This window comes from Thermobispora bispora DSM 43833 (genome assembly GCF_000092645.1).
GTDB lineage: Bacteria > Actinomycetota > Actinomycetes > Streptosporangiales > Streptosporangiaceae > Thermobispora > Thermobispora bispora.
Genome location: NC_014165.1, coordinates 277271 through 301988, shown reverse-complemented (window position 1 = coordinate 301988; position 24718 = coordinate 277271). Strand labels below are relative to the sequence as shown.

Here is a 24718-nt window from a genome sequence, read left to right as displayed (position 1 = left end):
TGGGGAGGTGCCGACGTTCCCCGGCCGTGCCGGACGCGGATCGTCGAGCGCCCTCTTCACGGACACGCGATGGGCGGGAGGTTCATGGGCTGGTGGCGATTCTCGCGCCGGCGACGTGGCCGATGGGCGAGCCGCAGGAGCGGCCAGATCACCGCGCGCATCGCCGAGCTCGGCCCGTGGTTCGGTGAAGGTCCTCGGCCGGAGTTCCGCGCCGCCCTCCGCGACGAGCTCATGCGCCGGTTCGCCGAGCAGGCGGCCGCCCGGGCGTCCCGGCCCGCCGCCCCGGCGCCGGCCGGCGCTCCCCCGGTGCGCCGCCGGCCGGTCCTCGTGCGGATGCTCCCCTCGCTCGTCTTCAGCGCGCTGCTCGTCCTCATGTTCAGCACCGGGGTGCGGACGTACCACTCGGTCCCGGGTGAGCCGCTCTACCCGCTGAAGCGGATGGCCGAGTGCACCGTGCTGAGCTTCGCCCACGACGACGACGAGCGGGCGCAGCGGGAGATGACGGTGGCCCGGCGGCGCGCCGCGGAGACCGCCTCGCTGGTGCGCCGCACGCCGGCCCGCGACAGCCAGCGGCTCATCGGGGAGACGCTCGACGACATGGAGGTGACCACCCGGGCGGCGCTCACCCATGTCGCCCGGAAGGGCAGCGCGGCGAGCACCGAGGTGCGGCGGTTCGCCCGGGAACAGCGCAATGTGGTGGAGCCGCTGCTGCCCAAGCTTGATCGGGAAAACCAGGCGAGAGCGCGTAAGTATCTGATTTACATCGAAACGTTCACGTCTTCTGGACCTTGAATGTCATCTCCGGATAACCGCCCGGCACCATTCCACGGGATAAGCTGAGGTGCCATGAGGCGGCTACTGCTGCGGCGCAATTCCCCAGAAGTCGCCGGTGAGGTGGCTGCCGAGACCACGGAGGCGGTGGCCACTCCGGATCCGACCTCCGCCGCGTTCTTCGACGTCGACAACACGATGATGCGCGGCGCGTCGATCTACCACTTCGCCCGTGGCCTCGCCGCACGCGGTCTGTTCACCACGCGGGACCTGGCGAAGTTCGCGATCGGCCACGCCTGGTTCCGGATCAGGGGGAGCGAGAACGCCGACCACATCGCCAAGGCCAAGGAGATGGCGCTGGCGTTCGTCGCCGGGCTCAAGGTCGAGGACGTGGTGCGCCTCGGCGAGGAGATCTACGACGAGGAGATGGCGGACCGCATCTGGCCGCAGAGCCTCGCCCTGGCGCGGATGCACCTGGCCGCCGGCCGGCGGGTGTGGCTGGTCACGGCCACGCCGGTCGAGCTCGCCCGGGTGATCGCGCAGCGCCTCGGCCTGACCGGCGCCCTCGGCACGGTGGCCGAGACCGAGAACGGCGTCTACACGGGCAGGCTCGTCGGCGACCTGCTCCACGGCCCGGCCAAGGCCGACGCCATCCGCGAGCTCGCCCGCCGCGAAGGGCTCGATCTCTCCCGGTGCTGGGCGTACAGCGACTCCGCGAACGATCTGCCGATGCTCTCGCTGGTCGGGCACCCGCACGCGATCAACCCGGACAGCGAGCTCCGCGAGCACGCCGCCGAGCACGGCTGGGAGATCAGCGACTTCCGCACCGGCCGCAAGATCACGTTGATCGGCCTGCCGATCGCCGCGACGGCGGGCGCGATCGCCGGAGGGATCGCCGCCGGGATCGCGCTCCGCCGGCACTACCGGGCCGCCTGACCCGGCCGGGCGCCCTCAGGAGGCGATGCCGAGGCGGCCGGCGGCGCCGCGCTCGGTCGCGCGCTGGAGCAGCCCGAGCAGTTCCTGGTTGACGAGGCCCGGCCGCTCGATCCCGATCATGTGCCCGGCGTCCGGGGTGATGATCAGCCGCGCTCCGGGCAGGGCCTTGGCGATCCGCCTGCTGTCGGACGGCGGGGTGAGCCGGTCCCGTTCCCCGACGATGATGAGCGTCTCCACGTCCTGGAGCGCCTGGAGCGCGCTCAGCCGGTCGTGCACCTGGATCTGGTGGAAGAACGCCACCATCGGCTCGGTCGCGGTCGCCGTCGCCATGGCGTTCACGAACCGCACGTCGGCGCGGTGGGGCTTCTTGCCGAACGCGGTGAGCCGGGTGACCGGCAGCATGGCGAGCTCCTTCAGCCGAGGCCGGCGGTCGATCTCCTCGGCCCGGGCGAGCAGGGCGTCGAATATCCGGGGGGTGGCGCGGGCGGCGAACCGGCCCACCGGCCCGGGCAGCCCGTAGGTGAGCCCGCCGGACCTCCACCCGGCGGACGTGCTGAGCAGGGCGACCCCGGCGACCCGGGAGGCGATCAGCCCGGGGTGCCGCTGGGCGAGCGCCATGATGGTCATCCCGCCCATGGAGTGCCCGGCCAGGATCACCGGGAGGTCGCTCGGCACCGTGGCCTCGATGACGGCGGCGAGATCGTCGCCCAGCCGGTCGATCGTGTAGGCGTCGAGGGGCGCGGCCGACGACTCGCCGTGCCCGCGATGGTCGTAGCTGACCAGGAGGGCCCGGCCGGCGAGGGCGTCCCGCTGGTACCGCCAGCAGTGCCGGCTCATCAGCCAGCCGTGCGTGAAGACCACGGCCGCCCGGGGGGCAGGGTGGTCGTCGACCTCGGCGGCGATGCGCGCGCCGTCATCGGTGGTCACGGTGACCTTGCGGCCGGTGGTCCGGAAGAACCGCTCCCGCTCCCGCGCCCGGCGGGCGGCGGCGCGCCGGCGCAGCGTGCCCGCCGCGGCACCGACCGTCAGTCCCATTAGTACCGCTCTGCGCCCTTTGCCCATGATGCACTCCTCTCCGGAGCACACCATACCGACGGGTCGGTCACATTCTTAGACTCGGTGACCAATAAGTCCCGGACCGGTCAGCACCGGAAGTCGACCGGTCAGCACCCGAACCGGCCGAACTCAACGGCGAACGGCCCGAACCGGAAGGCCGGCCCCCGGTGGGCGCGCAGCGCCTCGAGCCGATGCTGGATCGTCTCGCGTACCCGGTCGGTCAGGTCGAGGACGAGGAACTGGTCCTCGGCGTCGGCCACGTCGTACTCGTCCGTGCGGATCGGCTCACCGAACTCGATCGCCCACTTCGACGGGAGCGGGACCAGCCCGAGCAGGCCGAACCAGGGGAAGAACGGGGTGACGGGCACGTACGGCAGGCCGAGCAGCCGGTCGAGCACCGGGATCTCCCCTAGCTTCGGATAGATCTCCTCCGCCCCGACGATCGCGCAGGGGATGATCGGCACCTGGGCGCGGATCGCCGTGACGATGAAACCGCCCCGGCCGAACCGCTGCAGCCGGTAGCGCTCGGAGAACGGCTTGCCGATGCCCTTGTACCCCTCGGGGAAGACCCCGACGAGCTCCCCCTTGGCGAGCAGCCGGGCGGCGTCCTCGGGGCAGGCGAGGGTGTGCCCGCCCTTGCGGGCCAGGTGGTTGAGGAGCGGAAGCCGGTAGACGAGGTCGGCGCCGAGCAGCCGGACGTGCCGCCCGGCCTCGTCGTGCAGGGCGACCTGCAGCATCAGCGCGTCCAGGGGGAGCATGCCGCCGGCGTGGTTCGCCACCACCAGGGCGCCCGAGTCCGCGGGGACGTGCTCGGCCCCCAGCACCTCGACCCGGAACCAGTGCCGGTAGAGCGGGCGCAGCAGTGGCAGGAGCACCGAGTCGGAGAACTCGGGGTCGAAGCCGAACTCGTCGACCTCGTACTCCCCGGTGAGCCTGCGCCGGAGGAAGCCGAGCAGCTCGGCGAGCCGCTCCTCCCCGGGCGGCCACGGACCGGCCCCGCCCGTGCCGGGCGGGCCTGACGGCTCCGCGCTCCCCATCCCGATCACCGCCCCCGGATCAGATCGGCCGCGAGGTCGAATACCCGCGCCGGCAGGTCGCTACCGAGCCCGCGGGCCCGGATGAAGTCGTCGAAGGCGGCGGCGGTGCCGTACTTGGGCCGCCAGCCGGTGGCGGCGGCGAGCGCGGTGGTGTCGGCCACGCGGCCGTGGCTGAGCAGGGCGATCTGCTCGGGAGAGAAGTCGATCAGCCCGGTGGACCGCACGGCCGTGCCGAGCAGGTGGAACGCGGCCGACGGCAGCGGCAGCACCGGCTTCCCGGCCCGGCGGGCGCACTGCGAGAGCAGCAGCACGCCGTCACCCGCGACGTTGAACACGCCGCGCAGCTCCTCCCGGGCCATCCGGCACAGCACGTCGACCACGTCGTCCTCGTGGACGAACTGCAGCCGCGGGTCGAACCCGAGCACGGTGGGCAGCACCGGCAGCGAGAAGTAGCGGGTGAGCGGCGTCTCCACCCTCGGCCCCAGCATGGGCGCGAAGCGCAGGATCGTGGTCGCCACGTCGGGCCGCCGCCGGGCGAAGCCCCGCGCATAGCCCTCGACCTCGATCGCGTCCCTCTCGTACCCGTGATGGGGCGAGTCCGCCGGTTCGGTGGTCTCCGTGCACACCGCCGGGGAGGCGGGCGAGGAGCCGTACACCGCGGTGGTGGAACGCACGACCACCCGGCGCACCGTCCGGGACCGCTGGCAGGCGGCGAGCACCTGCATGGTGCCGATGATGTTGTACTCCCGCATCGCGGGGCGGCTGCCCGCCGGATCGCTCAGCAGGCCGAGGTGCACCACGGTGTCGATGTCGCTGTCCGCGATGAGCTGCGCGAGGTCCAGGCCGCGCAGGTCGAGGCGGACGAACTCGACACGGCCGAGCGGCGGCGCGGTACTCGAGACGGGCGGCGCCGTGTCCACACCGATCACGCGGTGCACATCCGGATCGGCCGCGAGGGCGCTCGCCACCCGAGCGCCGATGTGGCGAGAGACCCCGGTGACGAGCACGGTCCTGCCCATCGTCACCTCGCTGGGGTGCGCGTGCGGCACGGCACTCCGGGACCGGCGCGCGCTCCGTCCCGGCTACTTCCCCCGGTTACGCCGCTGGATACGAGTCTTCCTGAGGAGCTTGCGGTGCTTCTTCTTCGCCATGCGCTTGCGGCGCTTCTTGATGACAGAGCCCACAGGACCCCCATGTGAACAGAGGTGGATGTCGGGAGACGGCGGCACAGCGCACGCCGATCCAACAGCCTACCGGCGATCGACGGTAGATCGCTCACCCGGGGGTCCGCACGGCGCGGCGCGCCGGCCATCGGCCCGCGGGACGATGGCCGCCCGCCACGGCGGGCACGTCATCCGGCCTCGATGAACGCGTCCCGCAAGTAGTCGTGGACCGCCTGCTCGGGAACCCGGAAGGACCGGCCGACCCGGATGGCCGGCAGCTCACCGGAGTGCACCAGCCGGTACACCGTCATCTTGGACACCCGCATGACGGCGGCGACCTCCGCCACCGTCAGGAACTTCACCTCGCTGAGAGGTCTTTCGCCTGCACCCATCGGACGCCTCTTCCGCACGTGTTTCAGGGTTATCCCCACTGGTGCCATCGCTCACGCACGTCTACTCCCGTCAGCGTAAGTCGGGACTTCGAGTAGGCAAACCCCTCATTCCATCAAGGATCAGCTCACCTTGTCCGGGAAACGAAAGAATTCCCTGGCCGCCACGGCCATCAGACCCCGCCTCCCTCAACGGAGCGAACCGACATCTCCCTAACCAGCGTCCCCAGAGACCCGCGAAATATTCGGCAATCTCCCGCCCCAGGCAACGCAAACACGATCAAATCCCGGATTCCGGACCGGACCGAAGCGATCGCGGGGTACGGCCGGCCTCCGCCGCCGGGCCCGGGGCGCCCGCCCGGGCGGCGAAATGCGCACAGGGACACCAAGGAGCGACGAAGCGCGGGCCGAGGCCGCCGGCGGCGCCGGTGCGGCGGCCGGGCGCCGCGATCCGGGAACGCCGGGCCGATGGCGGCTCAGGGCATGGGATCGAGGGCGTAGTACGGGAACACCGCCTTCCGGGTGGCCATGATGGCCCGGTCGACCGGGTCGGCGGGGTCGTAGCCGTCCGCGAAGTCCCGCCACACGGGGTGCCGCCCGTCGGTCATGTTCAGCGGCGGGACCTCCCCGGTCAGCTCCTTCACCATGACCCGCCAGGTGTCCGGGGTCGGCGTGAGCGGATCGAGCGAGGCGCCGGCCACCTCGGCGATGAGGTGGGTCCACGCGCGCGGGACCACCCGGACGACCTCGTACCCGCCGCCTCCGGTCGCGATCCACCGGCCGCCGGCGGTCTCGTGGGCGAGCTCGTGCAGCGCGGCGTAGGTCCGCCGCTGGCCGTCCAGGCTCAGCATGAGGTGGGCGAGCGGATCGAGGGCGTGGGTGTCGCAGCCGTGCTGGCTCACCAGGACATCGGGGCGGAACTCCCGCAGCAGGGGCGGGACGATCGCGTGGAAGGCGCGGAGCCAGCCCGTGTCGCCGCAGCCGATCGGCAGCGCCACGTTCACCGCGGTGCCGTCCGCCCCGGTCTCATGCGGGTAGCCGGTCCCGGGGAAGAGCGTGCGCGGGCTCTCGTGCAGGCTGATGGTGAGCACGCGGGGGTCGTCGTAGAACATCGCCTGCACGCCGTCCCCGTGGTGCACGTCCACGTCCACGTAGGCGACCCGGGAGGCCCCCTGGTCGAGCAGCCATTGGATCGCGAGGGCCACGTCGTTGTAGATGCAGAAGCCGCTCGCCATGCCCGGCATCGCGTGGTGCAGCCCGCCCGCCACGTTGATCGCGTGCTCGGCCTCGCCCGACCACACGGCCCGCGCCGCGGCGAGCGAGGCCCCCGCGATCAGCGCCGACGCCTCGTGGACGCCGAGGAAAGCGGGGTTGTCCTCGGTGCCGATGCCGTGCGCGAGAGCCGGCCGCCCGGTCGCGGAGGCCTCCTTGACCGCGGCGACGTAGTCACGGCTGTGCACCATGAGCAGCTCCTCGTCGGTGGCGGGCCGGCAGCCGGCCACGTCGACACCGGACAGGAGCCCCAGTTCACGGGCGAGTCCCATGGTCAGCGCGACGCGCACGGGGGCCATGGGGTGCCCGGGGCCGAAGTCGTAGGACGTCAGGGCATCGTCCCAGACGATCCGCACCGCCTTGCTCATGCCGCGAACGTACCGCACGGTGTCCGCGGCTATTCATCCGCCCGTCATCCCCGCGTAAGCGCCGGCCTTCCCCCACCGGGCCGGCGCCCCGGCCGATGCCGTACGGCCGGCGCGGGCGGGCGCTCCGGGGTGCCTTGCGCACGAGGTCGGCCAGAGCCGTACGCGCGGGACCGGCGCAGGGGCGGACGGGATCCGCGCGAACGTCACGGGACACGCGGGCGGGCGCCCGAGCGGAGCCCGGGTGACCGGCAGGTGAACGGGCACGCATCCGGGGCCCGCGCCGGCGGTGGGCGGCCCGCCGGATGCCCGGTGGTCGCGGCACGGAAGCGGGCTCGGGCGGTGGCCCGGCGCGCCCGAGCGGACGTGAGCCGAGGTCAGCGGCCGGAGGCGAGCTCCCGGCTGCGGTTGCAGGCCGCCTCGATGGCGTCGAGGAACGCGGCCCGCACCCGGTGGCGCTCCAGCTCGGCGATGGCCGCGATCGTCGTGCCGCCGGGCGAGGTCACCGCCTCGCGCAGGCTGACCGGGTGCTCCCCGGAGTCCCGCAGCATGATCGCCGCGCCGACCATCGCCTGGGTGACCATCTCGAGGGCGGCGGCGCGCGGCATGCCGAGCAGGATGCCCGCGTCGACCATGGCCTCGACCAGGTAGAAGAAGTACGCCGGGCCGCTTCCGGAGAGGGCGGTGGCCGCGTCCTGCAGCGATTCGGGGATCCGCACCACCTTGCCGACCGGGCTGAGCAGCTCCTCGGTGCGCTTGAGGTGCTCCTCGGTGGCGTGCGCGCCGGGCGAGATCACGCTCATGGCCTCGTCGACGAGGACCGGCGTGTTCGACATGACCCGGACCACGGGCACCTCGCCCAGCCGGGCCTGGATGAACGCCGTGGTGATGCCGGCGGCCACGGAGATGACGAGCTTGTCGGCGAGGTCGCAGGAGGCGATCTCGGAGAGCAGGCGGTCCATGTCCTGCGGCTTGACCGCCAGGATGATGGTCTCCGCCTCCCTGGCGGCCTCGGCGTTGCCGAGCATCCGCACGCCGTACCGCTTCCGCAGCGCCTCGGCCCGCTCCGGCCGGCGCGCGGTCGCCACGATCTCATCGGGCGACCGACCGGCGCGCAGCAGCCCGGAGAGCAGGGCCTCGCCCATCTTGCCGGTCCCGAGAATCGCGATCATCGCTCTACCTCGCCGCTGGGCGTCCTTCCGGGGATCTCTCCGCAGCTTACCGATCCCGGGCCGGTGGCCGGTCACGATCATCGGACTCCGTCCGTACGGCGGCGCGGGGCCCATACCGCGGGCGCGCGAGGGGCCACACGAGGCCGCCATGCCGGGCACCTTCGGATCCGGGTGCACGGGCGCGGTGCGGGCGGCAACGCCGCTCGCCGCGGCCGGCCACCGGCCGGCCCGGCGGGCAGGGATCACTGTGACCCGCCGCGGCCGCGCGGCGCGCACCCGCCGCGGAGCACGAAGCGCCGTGGAGCGAAGACGCACCGCCGTGAAGCACGGGTGCACCCGCCGCGGAGCACGGCGCCCGTCACGGAGCACGGGTGCACCCCGCCGTGGAGCCAGTGCGGGCCGCGCTGAACCGCCCGGGCGCCGGAGCCGTCACACAGGTATGCGAAGGCTCTGGATGATCCCTCTGCTCTCCTTGGCGGCCGCGTGCGGGCAGGGCTCGCCGGACCCGTCGGCGCGGTCGTCGGCGGCCTCGCCGGCGCCGCCGGACTCCGTGGTGGTCCACACCCTCTCGCCCCTGGCGAGCCCGCCTCCGGAGCCGAGCCCGTCCCCGGTCACCCCGGCCGGGAACACGGTCGCGCCCCGCAAGGTCCCCTGGACCGAGGTGACCGCGTCCCCCGACGGCCGGACGCTCACGGTCGTGTGGTGGTCGGGCGTGGAGCCGTGCCATGTGCTCGACCGGGTGGAGGTGGCCGAGTCCCGGGACAAGGTGACCATCACCCTCTACGAGGGCGCCGACCGGCGCTCACCCGACGCGGCCTGCATCATGCTCGCCGTACGGAAGTCGACCGAGGTGAGGCTGCGCGCCCCGCTCGGCGGTCGGCAGGTGGCCGACGGGGCGCGCGAGTGATCCCCGCGCCCGTCGCGTTCGCTCCCCGTCCGTCCGGGCCCCACGGCGGCCGAGTGCCTTTCACCGGCGCCGGCCTGCCGCCGGTCAGCAATTCCGGCCGTTCGCCCGCACCGTCGCCGGCCGTCGCCTCTCATCACTGCCGGCCGGTCGCCCGCACCGGCCGCCGGCCGGCCGCTCCGCTCCGGCCGCCGGAGCCCGTACGGCCCCGGCGCGGTCGCATCCCCGCCCGAGGACCGGGACGCCTCAGCCCACGGCCGGGCCGCGCATCCGCGAGATCGCCGGGAATGTATGCGCGCCCGGCAGGGTTGAGTCGAGTAGGCTCAAGTTGGTTTGACATGGCAGACTCAAGCCCGCCAATATTGAGTCGGCTGGACTCAACTTTCTTCACAGGGACAGACTCATGGGACGTGCGGTAGGTATCGACCTGGGAACGACCAACTCCGTCGTCGCGGTTCTCGAGGGCGGTGAGCCCACGGTCATCGCGAACGCGCAGGGCTCCCGGACCACCCCGTCGGTGGTCGCCTTCGCCAAGAACGGAGAGATCCTCGTCGGCGAGGTCGCCAAGCGCCAGGCGGTGACCAACGTCGAGCGCACCATCCGGTCGGTCAAGCGCCACATGGGCACCGACTGGAAGATCGACATCGACGGCAAGAAGTTCACGCCGCAGCAGATCAGCGCCTTCATCCTGCAGAAGCTCAAGCAGGACGCGGAGGCGTACCTGGGCGAGAAGATCACCGACGCGGTGATCACCGTGCCCGCCTACTTCAACGACGCGCAGCGGCAGGCCACGAAGGAGGCCGGGCAGATCGCCGGGCTCAACGTGCTCCGGATCATCAACGAGCCCACCTCCGCGGCCCTCGCGTACGGCCTCGACAAGGAGAAGGACCAGACGATCCTCGTCTTCGACCTCGGCGGTGGCACCTTCGACGTGTCGCTGCTCGACGTCGGCCAGGAGGACGGCCACGGCTTCGTCGAGGTGAAGGCCACCAGCGGTGACAACCACCTCGGTGGCGACGACTGGGACCAGCGGATCGTCGACGAGCTGGTGCGCCGGTTCAAGAACGCGCACGGCATCGACCTGTCCAAGGACAAGATGGCCCTCCAGCGGCTCCGCGAGGCGGCCGAGAAGGCCAAGATCGAACTGTCCGGGCAGACGGAGACCACGATCAACCTGCCCTACATCACCGCCTCCGCCGAGGGGCCGCTGCACCTGGAGGAGAAGCTCACCCGCGCCGAGTTCCAGCGGCTCACCGCCGACCTGCTCGAGCGCTGCAAGGGCCCGTTCTTCCAGGTGATCAAGGACGCCGGGATCAAGGTCTCCGACATCGACCACGTGGTGCTGGTCGGCGGCTCGACCCGGATGCCCGCGGTGAGCGACCTGGTCCGTGAGCTGACCGGGAAGGAGCCGAACAAGGGCGTCAACCCGGACGAGGTCGTGGCGGTCGGCGCCGCGCTTCAGGCCGGTGTGCTCAAGGGCGAGGTCAAGGACGTCCTGCTGCTCGACGTCACGCCGCTCAGCCTCGGCATCGAGACCAAGGGCGGCATCTTCACCAAGATCATCGAGCGGAACACCACGATCCCGACCAAGCGCTCGGAGATCTTCACCACGGCCGAGGACAACCAGCCGTCGGTGCAGATCCAGGTCTACCAGGGCGAGCGCGAGATCGCGGCCTACAACAAGAAACTCGCGACCTTCGAGCTGACCGGCATCCCGCCGGCGCCGCGCGGCATCCCGCAGATCGAGGTCACCTTCGACATCGACGCCAACGGCATCGTCAACGTCTCGGCCAAGGACCTCGGCACCGGCAAGGAGCAGTCGATGACCATCACCGGCGGCTCCGCCCTGCCGAAGGAGGAGATCGAGCGGATGATGCGCGAGGCCGAGCAGTACGCCGAGGAGGACCGCAAGCGGCGTGAAGAGGCCGAGACGCGCAACAACGCCGACGCCCTCGCCTACCAGACCGAGAAGTTCCTCCGGGAGAACGAGGACAAGGTCCCGGCCGACGTCAAGAACGAGGTGAACGCCGCGCTCTCCGACCTGAAGAAGGCCCTGGAGGGCAGCGACGTCACCGCCATCCGCAACGCGGCCGAGAAGCTCGCCACCGTCAGCCAGAAGATGGGCTCGGCGATCTACGCCAACGCCCAGTCCGCCGGTGAGCAGACCGCGGCGGCCTCGGGCGGCCAGACCTCGGGCTCCCAGAACAAGGACGAGGACGTGGTCGAGGCTGAGATCGTGGACGAGGACCGGGAGGGCGGCAGCAAGTGACCTCGAGCGAGAACGGCTCCGAGCAGGGGCCGGTCATCCGCGATAAGCGGAAGATCGATCCGGAGACCGGGCAGGCCCGGAAGACCGCCGCGGAGCAGGGGCAGGAGAAGAAGGACGAGCAGCCCGGCGGCGGCGCGCAGGCTGCGTCGGCTCCGGCCGATGCGCAGATCGCGGATCTTCTCGCGGAGCGGACAGCGGACCTCCAGCGCGTCCAGGCGGAGTTCAGCAACTACCGCAAGCGAGTCGAGCGGGACAAGGCGCTGGTCCGGGAGCAGGCCGTCGGCGGCGTGCTCTACGAGCTCCTGCCCGTGCTCGACGACATCGGCAGGGCGCGTGAGCACGGCGAGCTCGTCGGCGGCTTCGCCAAGGTGGCCGAGCTGCTGGAGTCCACCCTCACCAAGCTGGGCCTGAGCGCGTACGGGAAGAAGGGCGAGCCCTTCGACCCGACCGTGCACGAGGCGCTGGCCCACAGCTACTCGCCGGACGTGACCGAGCCCACGTGCGTCGAGATCCTGCAGCTCGGATACCGGTACGGCGAGCGGATCCTGCGCCCCGCCCGGGTCGCGGTGGCCGAGCCCCCGCCGGAGCCGGCCCCCGAGGCGCCATCCGGAGCTCCGGAGGGCGGCGAGGCCGGGCGGCCGGACGCGGCGGAGCCCGGCGACGCGGCGGCCTCACCCGCGGACACGGAGCCCGGCGCGCCCTCGGGTGAGCAGAACTGACCACCGGGGTGTCTCCCCCGATCCGGGAAGATCGGGGGAGACACCCCACCCTCCCCTGTCGTGTGAAGGAAGCGATAGATGAGCACCAAGGACTACCTGGAGAAGGACTACTACGCCGTCCTTGGTGTGCCCGAATCCGCGTCGGCCGAGGAGATCAAGAAGGCGTACCGCAAGCTCGCCCGGAAGTACCACCCCGACGCCAACAAGGGCAACAAGGAGGCCGAGGAGAGGTTCAAGGAGATCTCCGAGGCCTACGACGTGCTCTCCGACCCCAAGCGCCGGAAGGAGTACGACGAGGCCCGTTCCCTGTTCGGCTCGGGGCTCGGCGGTTTCGCCGGGGCGGGCGGCCAGCGCGGTGGCTTCACCTTCGACTTCGGTGACCTGTTCTCCGGGACGGTCGCCGGTGACCGCATCGGCGACCTGTTCGGCGGCCTCTTCGGCCGCTCGACCCGCACCACGACCCGGCCCCGGCGGGGCCAGGACATCGAGACCGAGGTCACGCTCTCCTTCAGCGAGGCGGTCGAGGGGACCACCATCCCCCTGCGGTTGACCAGCTCGTCGGCGTGCAGCGCCTGCAGCGGCACCGGAGCGAAGTCGGGCACCACCCCGCGGGTCTGCCCGATGTGCGAGGGCACCGGGACGGCGAGCCGCAACCTCGGCAGCTTCGCGTTCTCGGAGCCGTGCCGCCACTGCCGTGGGCGTGGCCTCATCGTCGACGACCCGTGCGTGGTCTGCCAGGGCAGCGGGCGGGGCAGGAGCACCCGCACCATCCACGCCCGCATCCCGGCGGGGGTCGCGGACGGCCAGCGCATCCGGATCAAGGGCAAGGGCGCGCCCGGCGAGCACGGTGGGCCCGCCGGCGACCTGTATGTGCTGGTTCACGTGAAACAGCACCCGGTGTTCGGCCGCAGCGGGGAGAACCTGACGGTCACCGTACCGGTCACGTTCGCCGAGGCGGCCCTCGGCGCCGAGATCAAGGTACCGACGCTCAAGGGCATGCCGGTCACGCTGCGCATTCCGGAGTGCACGCCGAACGGGCGCACCTTCCGGGTCCGGGGCCGTGGGGTCCCGAGGAAAGACGGCACGAGGGGCGACCTCCTCGTCACGATCCAGGTGGTGGTGCCGCAGCGGCTCAACGACAAGGCCCGCGCGGCCCTCGAGGAGTTCCGGATCGCCACCGAGGGGCCCGACCCCCGTGAGGAGCTGATCAAGCAGGCCCGAAGCGAGTGAGCCGATGGATGCGAACCCCTTTGAGCTGACTGATGACACTCCCGTCTACGTCATTTCGGTAGCCGCCCAGCTCGCGGGGCTGCACCCGCAGACCCTGCGCCAGTACGACCGGCTGGGCCTGGTCAGCCCCGGGCGCTCGGCAGGCCGCGGACGCCTGTACTCCGCTCGGGACATCCTGCTGCTCCGCGAGGTCCAGCGGCTCTCGCAGGAGCACGGGATCAATCTCGCCGGGATCAAGCGCATCCTCGAGCTCGAGACGGAGAACATGCGCCTGCGTGAGGAGATCAACCGGCTCCGGGGTGAAGTCGCCATGCTGCGGGCATTGGTCCGCTACGAACTGCCACCAGCCTGACATCGGGAACGAGGCGAACCGGACCCTATGGAATACAAGCTCACCCAGAAAAGCCAAGAGGCACTCTCCGCGGCCGTGCGGCGGGCCACCGCCGACGGTAACCCCGAGGTGATGCCCGCCCACCTGCTGGCGGCGCTGCTCGCCCAGACGGGTGGCATCGCGGTGCCGCTGCTGGAGGCGGTGGGCGCGGACTGGAGGCGGCTGCGCGCCCGCAACGAGGAGCTCCTCGGCCGGCTGCCCAAGGCGCGCGGGGCCACGGTGAGCGCTCCGTCGACCTCCCGCCAGCTCATCTCCGTGCTCAACACCGCGGCCGAGCGGGCCAAGCGGCTCGAGGACGAGTACGTCTCGACCGAGCACCTCATGGTCGGGCTCGCCTCGGACGGCGGCCAGGTGGCCGAGCTCCTCCGGCAGGAGGGCGCCACGGCCGACGCGCTGCTCGAGGCGTTCGAGAAGGTGCGCGGGCACGCCCGGGTCACCAGCGAGACCCCGGAGGACACCTACCAGGCGCTGGAGAAGTACGGCGTCGACCTCACCGAGCGGGCGCGGGCCGGCAAGCTCGACCCGGTCATCGGGCGGGACGCCGAGATCCGCCGGGTGATCCAGGTGCTCTCCCGCCGCACCAAGAACAACCCGGTGCTGATCGGGGAGCCGGGCGTCGGCAAGACGGCCGTGGTCGAGGGCCTCGCCCAGCGGATCGTCGCCGGGGACGTGCCGGAGACCCTGAAGAACAAGCGCCTGGTCGCGCTCGACCTCGGCGCGATGGTCGCCGGCGCCAAGTACCGCGGCGAGTTCGAGGAGCGGCTCAAGGCCGTGCTCAACGAGATCAAGGCGAGCGACGGCCAGATCATCACGTTCATCGACGAGCTGCACACGGTGGTCGGCGCCGGCGCGGCCGAGGGCGCGATGGACGCCGGCAACATGCTCAAGCCCATGCTCGCCCGCGGTGAGCTGCGGATGATCGGCGCCACCACGCTCGACGAGTACCGGGAGCGCATCGAGAAGGACCCGGCCCTGGAGCGCAGGTTCCAGCAGATCTACGTCGGCGAGCCGTCCGTCGAGGACACCATCGCGATCCTGCGCGGGCTCAAGGGCCGCTACGAGGCGCACCACCAGGTCCAGATCTCCGACAGCGCCCTCGTGGCCGCGGCCACGCTCTCCGACCGGTACATCACGGCGCGGTTCCTGCCCGACAAGGCGATCGACCTCGTCGACGAGGCGATGTCCCGGCTGCGCATGGAGATCGACTCCCGGCCGGTGGAGATCGACCAGCTCCAGCGGAGCGTGGACCGGCTCAAGATGGAGGAGCTCGCGCTCGCCAAGGAGACCGACGCGGCGAGCCGGGAGCGGCTCGAGAAGCTCCGCGAGGAGCTCGCCAACAAGCAGGAGGAGCTCAACGCGCTGATCAGCCGGTGGGAGCGGGAGAAGGCCGGGCTGAACAAGGTCGGCGAGCTGAAGAAGCAGCTCGACGAGGCCAGGAGCGCGGCCGAGCGCGCCCAGCGCGACGGCGACTTCGAGACCGCCTCCCGCCTCATGTACGGCGAGATCCCGCGGCTGGAGAAGGAGCTCAGCGAGGCCTCCAAGATCGCCGAGGCGGCGGAGACCGCGCCGATGGTGAAGGAGGAGGTCGGCCCGGACGAGATCGCCGAGGTGGTCTCGGCGTGGACCGGCATCCCGGCCGGCCGGCTGCTGGAGGGCGAGAGCGCCAAGCTGCTCCGGATGGAGGACGAGCTGGGCAAGCGCCTGATCGGCCAGCACCGGGCCGTCCAGGCCGTCTCGGACGCGGTACGGCGGGCCCGGGCCGGCATCTCCGACCCCGATCGGCCGACCGGTTCGTTCATGTTCCTCGGCCCGACCGGCGTCGGCAAGACCGAGCTGGCCAAGGCGCTCGCGGAGTTCCTCTTCGACGACGAGCGCGCCATGACGCGCATCGACATGAGCGAGTACAGCGAGAAGCACACCGTGGCCCGGCTGGTCGGTGCGCCGCCCGGCTACGTCGGGTACGAGGAGGGCGGTCAGCTCACCGAGGCCGTCCGCCGCCGGCCGTACACGGTGGTGCTGCTCGACGAGATCGAGAAGGCCCACCCGGAGGTCTTCGACATCCTGCTCCAGGTCCTCGACGACGGCCGGCTCACCGACGGTCAGGGCCGCACGGTCGACTTCCGGAACACGATCCTGATCCTGACCTCGAACCTCGGCTCGCAGTACCTCGTCGATCCGCAGCTGGATCAGGCGGCCAAGCACGAGGCCGTGATGAACGCCGTGCGGGCGGCGTTCAAGCCGGAGTTCCTCAACCGGCTCGACGACATCATCATCTTCGACCCGCTCGGCACCGAGGAACTGACCAAGATCGTGGACCTGCAGGTCGCGCGGCTCGCCCGCCGGCTCTCCGAGCGGCGGCTCACGCTCACCGTGACGCCCGCCGCCCGGGAGTGGCTCGCGCTGACCGGGTATGACCCGATGTACGGCGCCCGCCCGCTGCGCCGGCTGATCCAGACGGCGATCGGGGACCAGCTCGCCAAGGAGCTGCTCGCGGGCAACATCCGGGACGGCGATGAGGTGATCGTTGATCTGGATTCGGCAAGGGATGCGCTGACCATCCGGCCCGCTCGGTAAGGATCTCACCACCATTGCGGCAAGCGCGCCCCGCGCTTTTCCCCCGCTGCTACGTTCGGCGTTCGTCGGACTACTGAGAGCAGTCAGGGGGACGTGGATGTCCAAGGCATCACAAAGGATTCGGGGGCGCTGCCTCGCGATAGCAGCCGTCACCGCGGGGGTCAGCTGGCTCTCGACCGGCCCGGCGCTGGCGAGGGATGTCACGGCCACCACCGGGTGCGACGCGCCCGCCCGCACGCACATGGCGAGGCAGGTATCCCTCGCCCCGCCGGTCGGCCTGCTGAGCATCGCCGACACCGCCGGGGCCGCGGCGGCGCGGGGCATCCCGTCGCTGCCGGGGCGGTCCGGCTCGGCGGCCCTGGATCAGCTCCTCGGCCCCCAGGGCAAGGCGCGGGCGCTGCCCGGCACCAAGGACCTCCTCCCGCCGCTGCCCGGCGGGAAGGGCGGCCCCCCGGTGCTGCCCGACGCCAGGTCGCTGCTTCCCGACGCCAAGCCGCTCGGCGCGCTCACGCCGATCACCCAGCAGGCTCCGGCGCGCCTCCCGCTCTCCGCGCAGGCCGACCCCTCGGCCTCCGGTACCGTTCCCCAGCCGCCCATGGTGCCGTCGGTGCCCCTGCTGGACATCGCGCCCATCAAGGCCGCCGCCCCGGAACCGCGGTGCGCGCCGGCCGCCCAGCGCAGGGGGACGGACGCCGGTGCGGTCGCGCCGCAGCCGGGGAGCGCGGATGAGAACCGCCCGGCGGCCCAGCAGGCCCCCGCCGCCGACGGGCGGCGTCCGGCCCAGGCCGTCCCGCGGCCCGCGACCGGGGAGGGCACGGTCGCCAAGCCCCGGGCCGGTGTGAAGACGGGCAAGGCGGCGCCCGGCACGAACACGGGCAAGGCGGTGCCCGGCAAGAAGGCCGGTCCGGTGAAGGACGCGGCCAAGGCCCACCCGTCCGGGAAGATGGGCCACCCCGGCCACCACGCCAAGCCCGCCACGGCGTCCACCGCGGAGCGGCCGTCGCGGCTCCAGGCCCACCCCGCCGCGCCCGCCCCGCACAAGAAGCAGGGCCACCTGCCGGTGCACAAGAAGGACCTCGTACCGGGACACAAGAAGCACGGCCTCGTGCCGGGGAAGAAGCAGGGACACGTCAAGGCGGAGGCGAAGAAGGTCAAGGGGAAGGCCCTGAACGGGGTGCCGCACCGCAAGGCCGAGCGCGCCGGCACGCCGGCGCTCCAGGGCAAGCCCCAGCAGTCGCGGGTCCAGCACCAGACGCAGCCGCTGCCGCGGATCGTGGACATGCCCGGTGACATCACCGCCCCCGCCCTCGCCACCACCGGCGCGGTGACGCGCCTCGCGAACACCGGCAAGGGCCTGCTGCCGTAGCGGCCGGGGCCGGAGAAGACCGAAGGGGCCGCAGCCGGCCCCTTCTCTGTTTCGCCGCGCCGTTCCCCGGGTTCCGGGATCCCGGTACGGGTCCGCCCACCATGCGGCGCTCGAGCCCGCGCCCCTGCTGTCTCACCGCGCCGGCCCCGGGTTCCGGGATCCCGGTACGGTTCCGCCCACCGTTCCGCGCCCGCGGCCCGCGCCCCTGCTGTCTCACCGCGCCGGCCCCGGGTTCCGGGATCCCGGTACGGTTCCCGTTCACCGTGCGGCGCTCGAGCCCGCGTCGCGGCCGGCGCGCCGATCCCTCGGCCGCTTCCGGATCGCACGGCAGAGGATCGCGCGGCCGGCCCGAGCCGCCCGCACGCCGCCCGCACCGAGGGCGCCGACTCCGGCCGCTCAGCCCGCGCCGTCGAGCATGGCGTCGAGCTGATCCTCCGGCATGCCGAGGTCGACGCGGATCCGGTACCGGAGGCGGAGCAGGGCGTCCCGGGTGGCGGTGGGCCCCTGACACGCGCGCACCCCCGCCGTGGCCCACTCGTGAGCGGCGGGGAGATCACCGTACGCCACGAGCGTCTCGGCCACGGCCAGCGCGGTGTCCGGGGTCCAGCCGCCCTCGTCCCACAGCTCGGCGAGCGCCCGCCTCGCCTCGTCGGCGCGCCCCAGTTCGAAGAGCGTGTCGGCGATCCCGGCACGCGGGTCGATCACAACGTCACCGCCGTCCTCGGCGGCCTGCTGATAGCGCTCGAGCGCGATCTCCGGCCGTCCGGCCAGGCGCCATTGCTCCGCGGCGAGCACGAGGACGGCCGCCCGCGACATCTCGCCGGACTCGTACTCCCGGGCGAGCGCGTCGAGCCGCCCGGCGAGGGCGTCGTGATCGCCCTGGAGCAGGGCCTGGTCGAGCAGCCGGTTGAGCTGCTCACTGGTCACGTGTGCCACAGACCGAGGCTACGCGCCCTGAATCGGTTCTGTCGGGACAATCCTCGGCATTGGCATGGCTACGTTTCACACAAGCTCAATCACACAACGTGTCCACTCGTGACCGACCGGGCATATTGCCCCCACGTGAGCCGCTCGTGGAGGAGCCGTATGCCATGTCAAGGCGGATGATCTGCGCTCTCGCCTCAGCGACCGTGCTCTCCGCTGTCGTCCCCGGGGTCGCCGGCTACATCTCCGCCCAGGTCGAGGCGCTGCACGAGGCGCGCCAGGAGCTCGCCCGGCTGCAGGCCAAGCTGCGGATGATGGAGCTGTCCACGGTGCGCCCGGTCGCGGCCACGGGCTGCGCCTACGGCCGCTCCACCCGGGATCGGGCCGCGGCCTCCGGTGAGCTGCCGCTCCGGCCGCCCAGGGACACCCGGCCGTGGCAGGACACCGGGCGGACGTTCGCCCCGGCGATCTGGAACACGTTCGTCATGCCGACCGCGGCGCCGACCGAGGTGCCGACCCGGCTCACGTCACCGGGCGATCGTCACCGGGCCACCTCCCCGGGGCGGTGACCGCCACCGCCCGCCGCACGCCGTACGGCCCGGGCGTCACGCGCCCGCGGTGGCGTCGGTACGGCCGGCCGTACGCCGCGCCGCCTGGAGCTGGCCGGAGAGGTAGCCGCGGATGAGCCGCTTCGCCTCGGCGACGAACTCGGGGTCGCCGTCCGGATCGTGGCGGAAGGCGAGCTTGAGGACGGCGTCCCCGGCCTCGACCGCGACGAGCATGGCCCGGTCGAGCTCCTCGCTGTCGGCGATCCCGAACTCGGCGAGGAGCAGTTCCCGGAGCCGGCCGGCGATCACCATGTTCGTGTCCGCCACCGACTCCAGCAGGTTGAGATCGAACACCTCGCGGAAGTGGAGGGAGCGGAAGCCCGGGACCGTGCGGTGCATCTCGACGTACTCGTCGATGATGGCGTCCACCGCGTCCCACCACCCGGCGAACTCCTCGGTCATGAACCGGCGGCCGACCCGGGCGGCGAACCGTTCCACGTTGCGCTTGGTGAGGGCCTGGCTCAGGGCCCGCTTGTCCGGGAAGAACTGGTACACCGAGCCGATCGCCACTCCGGCCCGCTCGGCGACCCTGGTGGTGGTCAGCGCGTCGTAGCCTCCCTCGTCGAGCAGCTCGGCGCAGGCGTCGAGCATCCGCTCCACCCGCCGGGCGCTCCGGCGCTGGGCCGGGCGGCGTCGCAGCGGGTCACCGGGAGTCCGCGGAGACTGCTGCCTGGACACGCTGTCCATCTTGCCCGCTCCGCCCCTTCCGCGGCGGCGGTTCAGCTCTGAGACGATCCGGTTGCCGTCGCCCGCGGCTTGGCGGAGAGCCCGGTGCAGCCGCGCAGCGCGTGGTAGGACCGCAGCGCCTGCTGCTTGGCCGCCCCGGTCAGCGGGATGGGCACGCCGCCCTCGATCCGCGCCGGCGTCCACTCGTCCTTGAGGATCCGGCGGCCGTTGATGGTGAGGGTGAGCACGCCGGTCATCCCGGTCTTCGGCCCCCAGTTGTAGAAGGCGAAGTTGCCCAGGCCGTAGTGGACGTATGCGCGGCCGAGGTACCCGCCGCCGAGCAGGATGTGCGCGTGGCCGCCCACGATCACGTCGGCGCCCGCCCGGACGAGCTTGACCGCGAGCTGCCGCTGGACGGGGGTCGGGCATTCGACCAGCTCGGCGCCCCAGTGCAGGAACACGATGACCGTGTCGGAGTTGCGCCGGGCCTCGCGCACCGCACGGATGAGCCGCGCCTCCTCCTTGGCCGAGGCGAGCCCGCCCTTGGCACCCTTCGCGGTCCACGCTTCGATGAGATTGGTGTCGAGCACCTGGGTCGCGCCGATGATGGCCACCCGGTTGCCGTTCACCGTCTTCCGGAACGGGCGGTAGGCCTCCGCCTCGTTCCGGCCGATGCCGATCACGGGGAACCTGGACTTCCTGATCGCGGCGAGCGTGTCCCGCAGGCCGCTCTCCATGTAGTCCATCCCGTGGTTGTTGGCCATGGTGACCACGTCCACCCCGGCCGCCTTGAGGGCGGTGAAGGCCGTCGGAGGAGCGCGGAACGTGAACTGCTTGGGCGCCGGCGTACCGCCCGTGGTGATCGCGGTCTCGAGGTTGAGGGCGGTGATGTCGGCCTTGCGGAGCACCGCGGCGATGGGGCCGAGGGCGGTGCGGGGGTTCCGGTCGAGCCGCGCCCGAAGCACGCCCTCGAAGTGCACGTCCCCGGCGAAGGAGATCGTGTACGGCCGGCGCACCGGCTTCGGGGAGGGGGACGGGGTGGGCTCGGCGGCGCCGGTGGCCGCGGGCTCGGCGGAGGCGCCGGGAACGCGCTCGCCCTCCGCGGCGGAGCAGCCCGTGAGGAGGAGGGCGTACAGCGCGGCCAGGGCGAGGGGCTTTCGGATCACGACTGATGAGGATGCCATCATCGGCCGAGCTCGGGGAAACGGACCCCAAAAGATCGGAGATATTCTTTTCATTGAGTTGTTCAAATTTAGGAGCTAGTATGGCCACCGTGCACGACGTCCAACGGCTTCGGCAGGCGGGACTGCGGGTGACGGCCGCGCGCCTGGCCATCCTGCAGACCGTCCGCGAGGGCAACCACCTCGACGTGGAGTCGATCCACCGGGGGGTGTGCCAGCGTGTCGGCCAGGTCTCCCTCCAGGCCGTCTACGACTCGCTCAACGCCCTGCACCAGGCCGGACTGCTCCGCCGGATCGAACCGGCCGGCAGCCCCGCCCGGTACGAGACCCGGGTGGGCGACAACCACCACCACCTCGTCTGCCGGGAGTGCGGAGAGGTCACGGACGTCGACTGCGCCGTGGGCAAGGCACCGTGTCTCGATCCGGTCCGCGACGCCGGCTACCTGATCGATGAAGCGGACGTCATCTACTGGGGCTGGTGCCCCAAGTGCCGTCCCAAGGTGGAGGGCACGGTCCGCGCCCGCGTCCCGTCAGCACATGACCACGAACATCCGACGACCCAGGGATGAGAGCGCGCCGATGACCGACCGACCCACCACGACCACCGACGCCGGCATTCCCGCGCCGAGCGACGAGTTCTCGCTCTCCGTGGGCCCGAACGGCCCCCTGCTGCTTCAGGATCACTACCTGATCCAGAAGATGGCGCACTTCAACCGCGAGCGGGTCCCCGAGCGGGTGGTGCACGCCAAGGGCGGGGGCGCGTACGGCATCCTGCAGATCACGGAGGACGTCAGCCAGTTCACCAAGGCCAAGCTGTTCCAGAAGGGCAAGGAGACCGAGCTCTTCGTCCGGTTCTCCACGGTCGCCGGTGAGCTGGGCAGCGCCGACACGGTCCGGGACCCCCGCGGCTTCGCGCTGAAGTTCTACACCGAGGACGGCAACTACGACATCGTCGGCAACAACACGCCGATCTTCTTCATCCGCGACCCGCAGAAGTTCTCCGACTTCATCCACTCCCAGAAGCGGCGCGCCGACAACCACCTGCGCGACCACAACATGCAGTGGGACTTCTGGACGCTCTCCCCGGAGTCGGCGCACCAGGTGACCTTCCTCTTCACCGACCGCGGCACCCCGCGCACCTGGCGCAACATGCACGGGTACGGCTCGCACACCTTCCTCTGGTACAACGCGGCCGGTGAGAAGTACTGGGTGAAGTACCACTTCAAGACCGAGCAGGGCATCGAGAACTTCACCGACGCCGAGGCCAAGGCGATGGTCTCCGAGGACCCGGACTTCCACATCCGGGACCTCTACAACGCGATCAAGCGCGGCGACCACCCCTCCTGGAAGGTGAACGTGCAGATCATGCCCTTCGAGGAGGCCGCCGACTACCGCTTCAACCCGTTCGACCTCACCAAGGTCTGGCCGCACTCGGACTACCCCGAGATCACGATCGGCCGGATCATCCTCACCCGGAACCCGGAGAACTACTTCGCCGAGGTCGAGCAGGCCGCGTTCGAGCCGTCCAACATGGTCCCGGGCGTCGGCCCGTCGCCCGACAAGATGCTGCAGGCCCGGCTGTTCTCCTACCCGGACACCCACCGCTACCGCATCGGCCCCAACTACAACCAGCTCCCGGTCAACCAGCCGAAGGTGCCGGTGCACAGCTACAACTTCGACGGGCCGATGCGCTACAAGAACCCGACCGACCCGGTCTACGCGCCGAACAGCTACGGCGGCCCGGTGGCGGACCCCTCGCTCTACGAGGGCGAGAGCTACCACATCTCCGGCGAGATCATCCGTAGCGCCTACACCAAGCACCGGGAGGACGACGACTTCGTCCAGCCGCGGGCGCTGTGGGAGAACGTGCTCTCCGAGACCGACCGGGAGCACCTGGTCAGCAACATCGTCACCCACGCCTCCGCCCCCGAGGTCACCGGCGAGATGAAGAAGCGCATCGTCGAGTACTGGACCAACGTCCACAAGGACCTCGGCCAGGCCGTGGCGAAGGGTCTGGGCGTCTCCTGAGCGCGCCGGAGACGCGCGTACGGCTTGCGCCCGCCCGGGCGCAAGCCGTACGCCTCTTTGTTCTCACGAGCCCTCCCCCGGCGCGCCGTGCCACGGCCGGCCGTGGCACGGCGGACGGGGTGCTGACGGGGTGCGCCGGGTCAGAGGTCGAACTCGCCGTCCTTCACCCCGCCGATGAACGCTCTCCACTCGGCCGGGGTGAAGACGAGGACGGGTCCGCTCCGGTTCTTGCTGTCGCGAACCCCGACCCGGCCGTCCGGGAGCACGGCGACCTCGACACAGGCGCCGTTCATCGCGCTCCGGCTGCTCTTCCGCCAGGAGAGCTGGGATAGATCACTTTCGTGCATGTCTATGTCACTCCCCCCGGAGATCATCACTCGCGCTCCGAGGCGGCTTCACCCGGCCGCTCACTTCCAGCGGCCGATGGTCTTCGCTATGAGCTTCCGGGACGCGTCCGCATCGAGGGCCCGGCCCTTCAGATAGTCGAAGGCGACCTCGTAGCGGTAGACGATCTGCTCATCCTCAAGCAGCCGGCCTCCGAGCAGTGCCTCCAGATACACCACATCGTGGTACTCCGGCAGCGTGAGGTGGATGAACGCCCCGGTGTTTATGCAATGGTCCGCGTCCAGCGGCAGGACGCGCAGGTCGACGTTGGGCAGCTCGCTCACCTCGATGAGGCGCTGGAGCTGCTCCCGCATCACCGCGCTGTCGCCGAACCTGCGCAGCAGGACGGACTCTTCCACCACAACGGAGAGCGTCTGAGGGCGCTCCGCTGAGAGGATGGCCTCCTGCCTGGCCATCCTGACCTGGATCCGGTCTCGAAGGTCTCCCGGAGCCTGGAGCGTGCTCCGCTGGCTGCTCTCCATCAGCGCGTGCACGTAGGCCTCGGTCTGGAACAGACCCGGCACGATCTGGGGTTCCCAGTGCCGTGCCACCGTGGCCTCCGCCTCGAGCCCCAGGAAGGTGGTGTACTCCTCGGGCAGGGTGTCGCGGTACTTCTCCCACCAGCCCTTTCGGCTGGCGTCCCGGTGCAAGGCGAGCAGCTCGTGGCGTTGCTCCGAATCTACCATGTAGATCATCAGAAGCGCCTCAACATCGCTTCTGCGTGGCACGGTCCGCGCGGTCTCGATCCGGCTCAGCTTCGCCGCCGACCACCCCAGCCGGGCCGCCACCTGATCACCGGTGAGTTCGGCCTGCTCCCGTAACCGGCGCAGTTCCTGCCCGAGCCGCCGCCGCCGAACAGTGGGGCTGCTGCGGTCCGGCATGCTCGCCGACCTCCTTCACCGCCCAGTCAGGAAGGCCCATGCCCAAAGGCTATCCCTCCGCGGCCTTTCCGTTGCGGTGAAATTTGCACCGCAAGCCTAGAAGATCCTTTCAATTCGCCTTGCGCAGAGTATTGCGGTGATAGCTGCACTGAGTCACGATCGGTAGTGAAAAGGATTCTCGCGAGTAGCGGGAGGGCGCCATGGTAGGGAAGTTGCCTGCCCGCGTCAACGAGCTGCTCACCCTGATCAAGGGCGGCCTGGATCACGCCGACCGGGTCCTCTGCGTCGATCAGGACTGGTGGGCATTGCGGCTGAACTGGACGGTGGAGCGCATCGGGTTCGGAGCCCGCCGCTACCGCGATCCGCGTTTCGATCTGATCCGCGAAGTGGAGGAGGCGGGCCGTCTCTTCACCGCGTGACCGCGATGAGGGG

At 71.3% G+C, this 24718-nt stretch carries 25 protein-coding genes; 13 read left to right on the top strand and 12 right to left on the bottom strand.

Going from position 1 to position 24718, the window contains the following annotated elements; translation table 11 throughout:
* Positions 1-69: 69 nt before the first annotated feature.
* Positions 70-792 (top strand): DUF5667 domain-containing protein, encoded by a 723-nt coding sequence (locus TBIS_RS18000; protein WP_013130521.1) that lies wholly within the window; start codon positions 70-72, stop codon positions 790-792.
* A 54-nt stretch (positions 793-846) separates the two neighbouring features.
* The gene (locus TBIS_RS01290) at positions 847-1707 is read left to right on the top strand and encodes an HAD family hydrolase (protein WP_013130520.1); all 861 of its coding nucleotides are present in this window, start codon (positions 847-849) and stop codon (positions 1705-1707) included.
* Between the two features lie 15 nt (positions 1708-1722).
* Here the strand turns inward: TBIS_RS01290 and TBIS_RS01285 are convergent, their stop codons facing one another.
* The 7 genes from TBIS_RS01285 to proC form a co-directional block, all read right to left on the bottom strand.
* Positions 1723-2742 carry an alpha/beta fold hydrolase gene (locus TBIS_RS01285; protein ID WP_241019813.1) on the bottom strand — a complete coding sequence of 340 codons (1020 nt, stop codon included), beginning with the start codon at positions 2740-2742 and terminating at the stop codon, positions 1723-1725.
* A gap of 128 nt (positions 2743-2870) precedes the next feature.
* Entirely contained in the window at positions 2871-3800 is a 930-nt protein-coding gene (locus tag TBIS_RS01280; RefSeq protein ID WP_013130518.1) for a lysophospholipid acyltransferase family protein, read from the bottom strand.
* Between the two features lie 5 nt (positions 3801-3805).
* On the bottom strand, positions 3806-4819 hold the full coding sequence (locus TBIS_RS01275) for an NAD-dependent epimerase/dehydratase family protein (protein ID WP_013130517.1): 1014 nt from the start codon (positions 4817-4819) through the stop codon (positions 3806-3808).
* A 63-nt stretch (positions 4820-4882) separates the two neighbouring features.
* A complete protein-coding gene (locus tag TBIS_RS18435) occupies positions 4883-4984 on the bottom strand; it encodes a 30S ribosomal protein bS22 (protein ID WP_083785191.1) in 102 nt (33 codons plus the stop codon).
* Positions 4985-5151: 167 nt separating this feature from the next.
* The gene (locus tag TBIS_RS01270; protein ID WP_013130516.1) at positions 5152-5355 is read right to left on the bottom strand and encodes a helix-turn-helix domain-containing protein; all 204 of its coding nucleotides are present in this window, start codon (positions 5353-5355) and stop codon (positions 5152-5154) included.
* A 473-nt stretch (positions 5356-5828) separates the two neighbouring features.
* On the bottom strand, positions 5829-6992 hold the full coding sequence (locus tag TBIS_RS01265) for an acetoin utilization protein AcuC (protein WP_013130515.1): 1164 nt from the start codon (positions 6990-6992) through the stop codon (positions 5829-5831).
* A 374-nt stretch (positions 6993-7366) separates the two neighbouring features.
* Complete coding sequence (gene proC, locus TBIS_RS01260) at positions 7367-8161, bottom strand: pyrroline-5-carboxylate reductase (RefSeq protein ID WP_013130514.1); 795 nt, start codon at positions 8159-8161, stop codon at positions 7367-7369.
* Between the two features lie 454 nt (positions 8162-8615).
* On the opposite strand from proC, the gene TBIS_RS18930 reads away from it, so the two are divergent.
* The 7 genes from TBIS_RS18930 to TBIS_RS01225 all read left to right on the top strand — a co-directional run bounded on the left by TBIS_RS18930 (position 8616) and on the right by TBIS_RS01225 (position 17614).
* Positions 8616-9068: a hypothetical protein gene (locus TBIS_RS18930; RefSeq protein WP_013130513.1), complete on the top strand. Its 453-nt coding sequence runs from the start codon at positions 8616-8618 to the stop codon at positions 9066-9068.
* Positions 9069-9468: 400 nt separating this feature from the next.
* Positions 9469-11334 carry a molecular chaperone DnaK gene (gene dnaK / locus TBIS_RS01250; RefSeq protein ID WP_013130512.1) on the top strand — a complete coding sequence of 622 codons (1866 nt, stop codon included), beginning with the start codon at positions 9469-9471 and terminating at the stop codon, positions 11332-11334.
* Positions 11331-12053, top strand: coding sequence for a nucleotide exchange factor GrpE (gene grpE / locus TBIS_RS01245; protein ID WP_013130511.1), 723 nt, complete (start codon positions 11331-11333; stop codon positions 12051-12053). The genes dnaK and grpE overlap by 4 nt, the downstream gene beginning before the upstream one ends.
* Positions 12054-12131: 78 nt before the next feature.
* Positions 12132-13283 carry a molecular chaperone DnaJ gene (gene dnaJ / locus TBIS_RS01240; RefSeq protein WP_013130510.1) on the top strand — a complete coding sequence of 384 codons (1152 nt, stop codon included), beginning with the start codon at positions 12132-12134 and terminating at the stop codon, positions 13281-13283.
* Between the two features lie 4 nt (positions 13284-13287).
* Entirely contained in the window at positions 13288-13635 is a 348-nt protein-coding gene (locus TBIS_RS01235; protein WP_013130509.1) for a heat shock protein transcriptional repressor HspR, read from the top strand.
* Positions 13636-13662: 27 nt separating this feature from the next.
* Positions 13663-16248 (top strand): ATP-dependent chaperone ClpB, encoded by a 2586-nt coding sequence (clpB, locus tag TBIS_RS01230; protein ID WP_013130508.1) that lies wholly within the window; start codon positions 13663-13665, stop codon positions 16246-16248.
* A 241-nt stretch (positions 16249-16489) separates the two neighbouring features.
* Entirely contained in the window at positions 16490-17614 is a 1125-nt protein-coding gene (locus tag TBIS_RS01225) for a hypothetical protein (RefSeq protein WP_041431083.1), read from the top strand.
* A gap of 396 nt (positions 17615-18010) precedes the next feature.
* Here the strand turns inward: TBIS_RS01225 and TBIS_RS01220 are convergent, their stop codons facing one another.
* Positions 18011-18550, bottom strand: a complete 540-nt coding sequence (locus tag TBIS_RS01220) for a tetratricopeptide repeat protein (protein WP_148231428.1) — start codon at positions 18548-18550, stop codon at positions 18011-18013.
* Positions 18551-18705: 155 nt separating this feature from the next.
* Between TBIS_RS01220 and TBIS_RS01215 the strand changes: the two genes are divergently transcribed.
* On the top strand, positions 18706-19107 hold the full coding sequence (locus tag TBIS_RS01215) for a hypothetical protein (protein WP_013130505.1): 402 nt from the start codon (positions 18706-18708) through the stop codon (positions 19105-19107).
* Between the two features lie 36 nt (positions 19108-19143).
* Here TBIS_RS01215 and TBIS_RS01210 read toward each other — a convergent pair whose 3' ends face one another.
* Both TBIS_RS01210 and TBIS_RS01205 read right to left on the bottom strand, forming a co-directional pair.
* Positions 19144-19833, bottom strand: a complete 690-nt coding sequence (locus TBIS_RS01210) for a TetR/AcrR family transcriptional regulator (protein ID WP_013130504.1) — start codon at positions 19831-19833, stop codon at positions 19144-19146.
* Between the two features lie 32 nt (positions 19834-19865).
* Positions 19866-20999: a CapA family protein gene (locus TBIS_RS01205; RefSeq protein WP_013130503.1), complete on the bottom strand. Its 1134-nt coding sequence runs from the start codon at positions 20997-20999 to the stop codon at positions 19866-19868.
* Between the two features lie 77 nt (positions 21000-21076).
* Between TBIS_RS01205 and TBIS_RS01200 the strand changes: the two genes are divergently transcribed.
* Both TBIS_RS01200 and TBIS_RS01195 read left to right on the top strand, forming a co-directional pair.
* Entirely contained in the window at positions 21077-21562 is a 486-nt protein-coding gene (locus TBIS_RS01200) for a Fur family transcriptional regulator (RefSeq protein ID WP_013130502.1), read from the top strand.
* Positions 21563-21572: 10 nt separating this feature from the next.
* Entirely contained in the window at positions 21573-23021 is a 1449-nt protein-coding gene (locus tag TBIS_RS01195) for a catalase (protein WP_013130501.1), read from the top strand.
* A gap of 140 nt (positions 23022-23161) precedes the next feature.
* Here TBIS_RS01195 and TBIS_RS01190 read toward each other — a convergent pair whose 3' ends face one another.
* The gene (locus tag TBIS_RS01190) at positions 23162-23368 is read right to left on the bottom strand and encodes a DUF397 domain-containing protein (protein ID WP_041431078.1); all 207 of its coding nucleotides are present in this window, start codon (positions 23366-23368) and stop codon (positions 23162-23164) included.
* Between the two features lie 60 nt (positions 23369-23428).
* Complete coding sequence (locus TBIS_RS01185) at positions 23429-24286, bottom strand: helix-turn-helix domain-containing protein (RefSeq protein WP_013130499.1); 858 nt, start codon at positions 24284-24286, stop codon at positions 23429-23431.
* Positions 24287-24498: 212 nt separating this feature from the next.
* Between TBIS_RS01185 and TBIS_RS01180 the strand changes: the two genes are divergently transcribed.
* Positions 24499-24705, top strand: coding sequence for a hypothetical protein (locus tag TBIS_RS01180; protein WP_148231426.1), 207 nt, complete (start codon positions 24499-24501; stop codon positions 24703-24705).
* Positions 24706-24718 lie beyond the last annotated feature (13 nt).

Coding starts and splice junctions, on each gene's coding strand:
- TBIS_RS01195 (WP_013130501.1), top strand. CDS start 21,573: ATGACCGACCGACCCACCACGACCACCGACGCCGGCATTCCCGCGCCG.
- clpB (WP_013130508.1), top strand. CDS start 13,663: ATGGAATACAAGCTCACCCAGAAAAGCCAAGAGGCACTCTCCGCGGCC.
- TBIS_RS01265 (WP_013130515.1), bottom strand. CDS start 6,992: ATGAGCAAGGCGGTGCGGATCGTCTGGGACGATGCCCTGACGTCCTAC.
- dnaK (WP_013130512.1), top strand. CDS start 9,469: ATGGGACGTGCGGTAGGTATCGACCTGGGAACGACCAACTCCGTCGTC.
- TBIS_RS01185 (WP_013130499.1), bottom strand. CDS start 24,286: ATGCCGGACCGCAGCAGCCCCACTGTTCGGCGGCGGCGGCTCGGGCAG.
- TBIS_RS01205 (WP_013130503.1), bottom strand. CDS start 20,999: ATGATGGCATCCTCATCAGTCGTGATCCGAAAGCCCCTCGCCCTGGCC.
- TBIS_RS01285 (WP_241019813.1), bottom strand. CDS start 2,742: ATGGGACTGACGGTCGGTGCCGCGGCGGGCACGCTGCGCCGGCGCGCC.
- proC (WP_013130514.1), bottom strand. CDS start 8,161: ATGATCGCGATTCTCGGGACCGGCAAGATGGGCGAGGCCCTGCTCTCC.
- TBIS_RS18930 (WP_013130513.1), top strand. CDS start 8,616: ATGATCCCTCTGCTCTCCTTGGCGGCCGCGTGCGGGCAGGGCTCGCCG.
- TBIS_RS01280 (WP_013130518.1), bottom strand. CDS start 3,800: ATGGGGAGCGCGGAGCCGTCAGGCCCGCCCGGCACGGGCGGGGCCGGT.
- TBIS_RS01275 (WP_013130517.1), bottom strand. CDS start 4,819: ATGGGCAGGACCGTGCTCGTCACCGGGGTCTCTCGCCACATCGGCGCT.
- TBIS_RS01215 (WP_013130505.1), top strand. CDS start 18,706: ATGTCAAGGCGGATGATCTGCGCTCTCGCCTCAGCGACCGTGCTCTCC.
- TBIS_RS01235 (WP_013130509.1), top strand. CDS start 13,288: ATGGATGCGAACCCCTTTGAGCTGACTGATGACACTCCCGTCTACGTC.
- TBIS_RS01200 (WP_013130502.1), top strand. CDS start 21,077: ATGGCCACCGTGCACGACGTCCAACGGCTTCGGCAGGCGGGACTGCGG.
- TBIS_RS18000 (WP_013130521.1), top strand. CDS start 70: ATGGGCGGGAGGTTCATGGGCTGGTGGCGATTCTCGCGCCGGCGACGT.
- TBIS_RS01270 (WP_013130516.1), bottom strand. CDS start 5,355: ATGGGTGCAGGCGAAAGACCTCTCAGCGAGGTGAAGTTCCTGACGGTG.
- TBIS_RS01210 (WP_013130504.1), bottom strand. CDS start 19,833: ATGGACAGCGTGTCCAGGCAGCAGTCTCCGCGGACTCCCGGTGACCCG.
- dnaJ (WP_013130510.1), top strand. CDS start 12,132: ATGAGCACCAAGGACTACCTGGAGAAGGACTACTACGCCGTCCTTGGT.
- TBIS_RS01190 (WP_041431078.1), bottom strand. CDS start 23,368: ATGCACGAAAGTGATCTATCCCAGCTCTCCTGGCGGAAGAGCAGCCGG.
- TBIS_RS01290 (WP_013130520.1), top strand. CDS start 847: ATGAGGCGGCTACTGCTGCGGCGCAATTCCCCAGAAGTCGCCGGTGAG.
- TBIS_RS01225 (WP_041431083.1), top strand. CDS start 16,490: ATGGCGAGGCAGGTATCCCTCGCCCCGCCGGTCGGCCTGCTGAGCATC.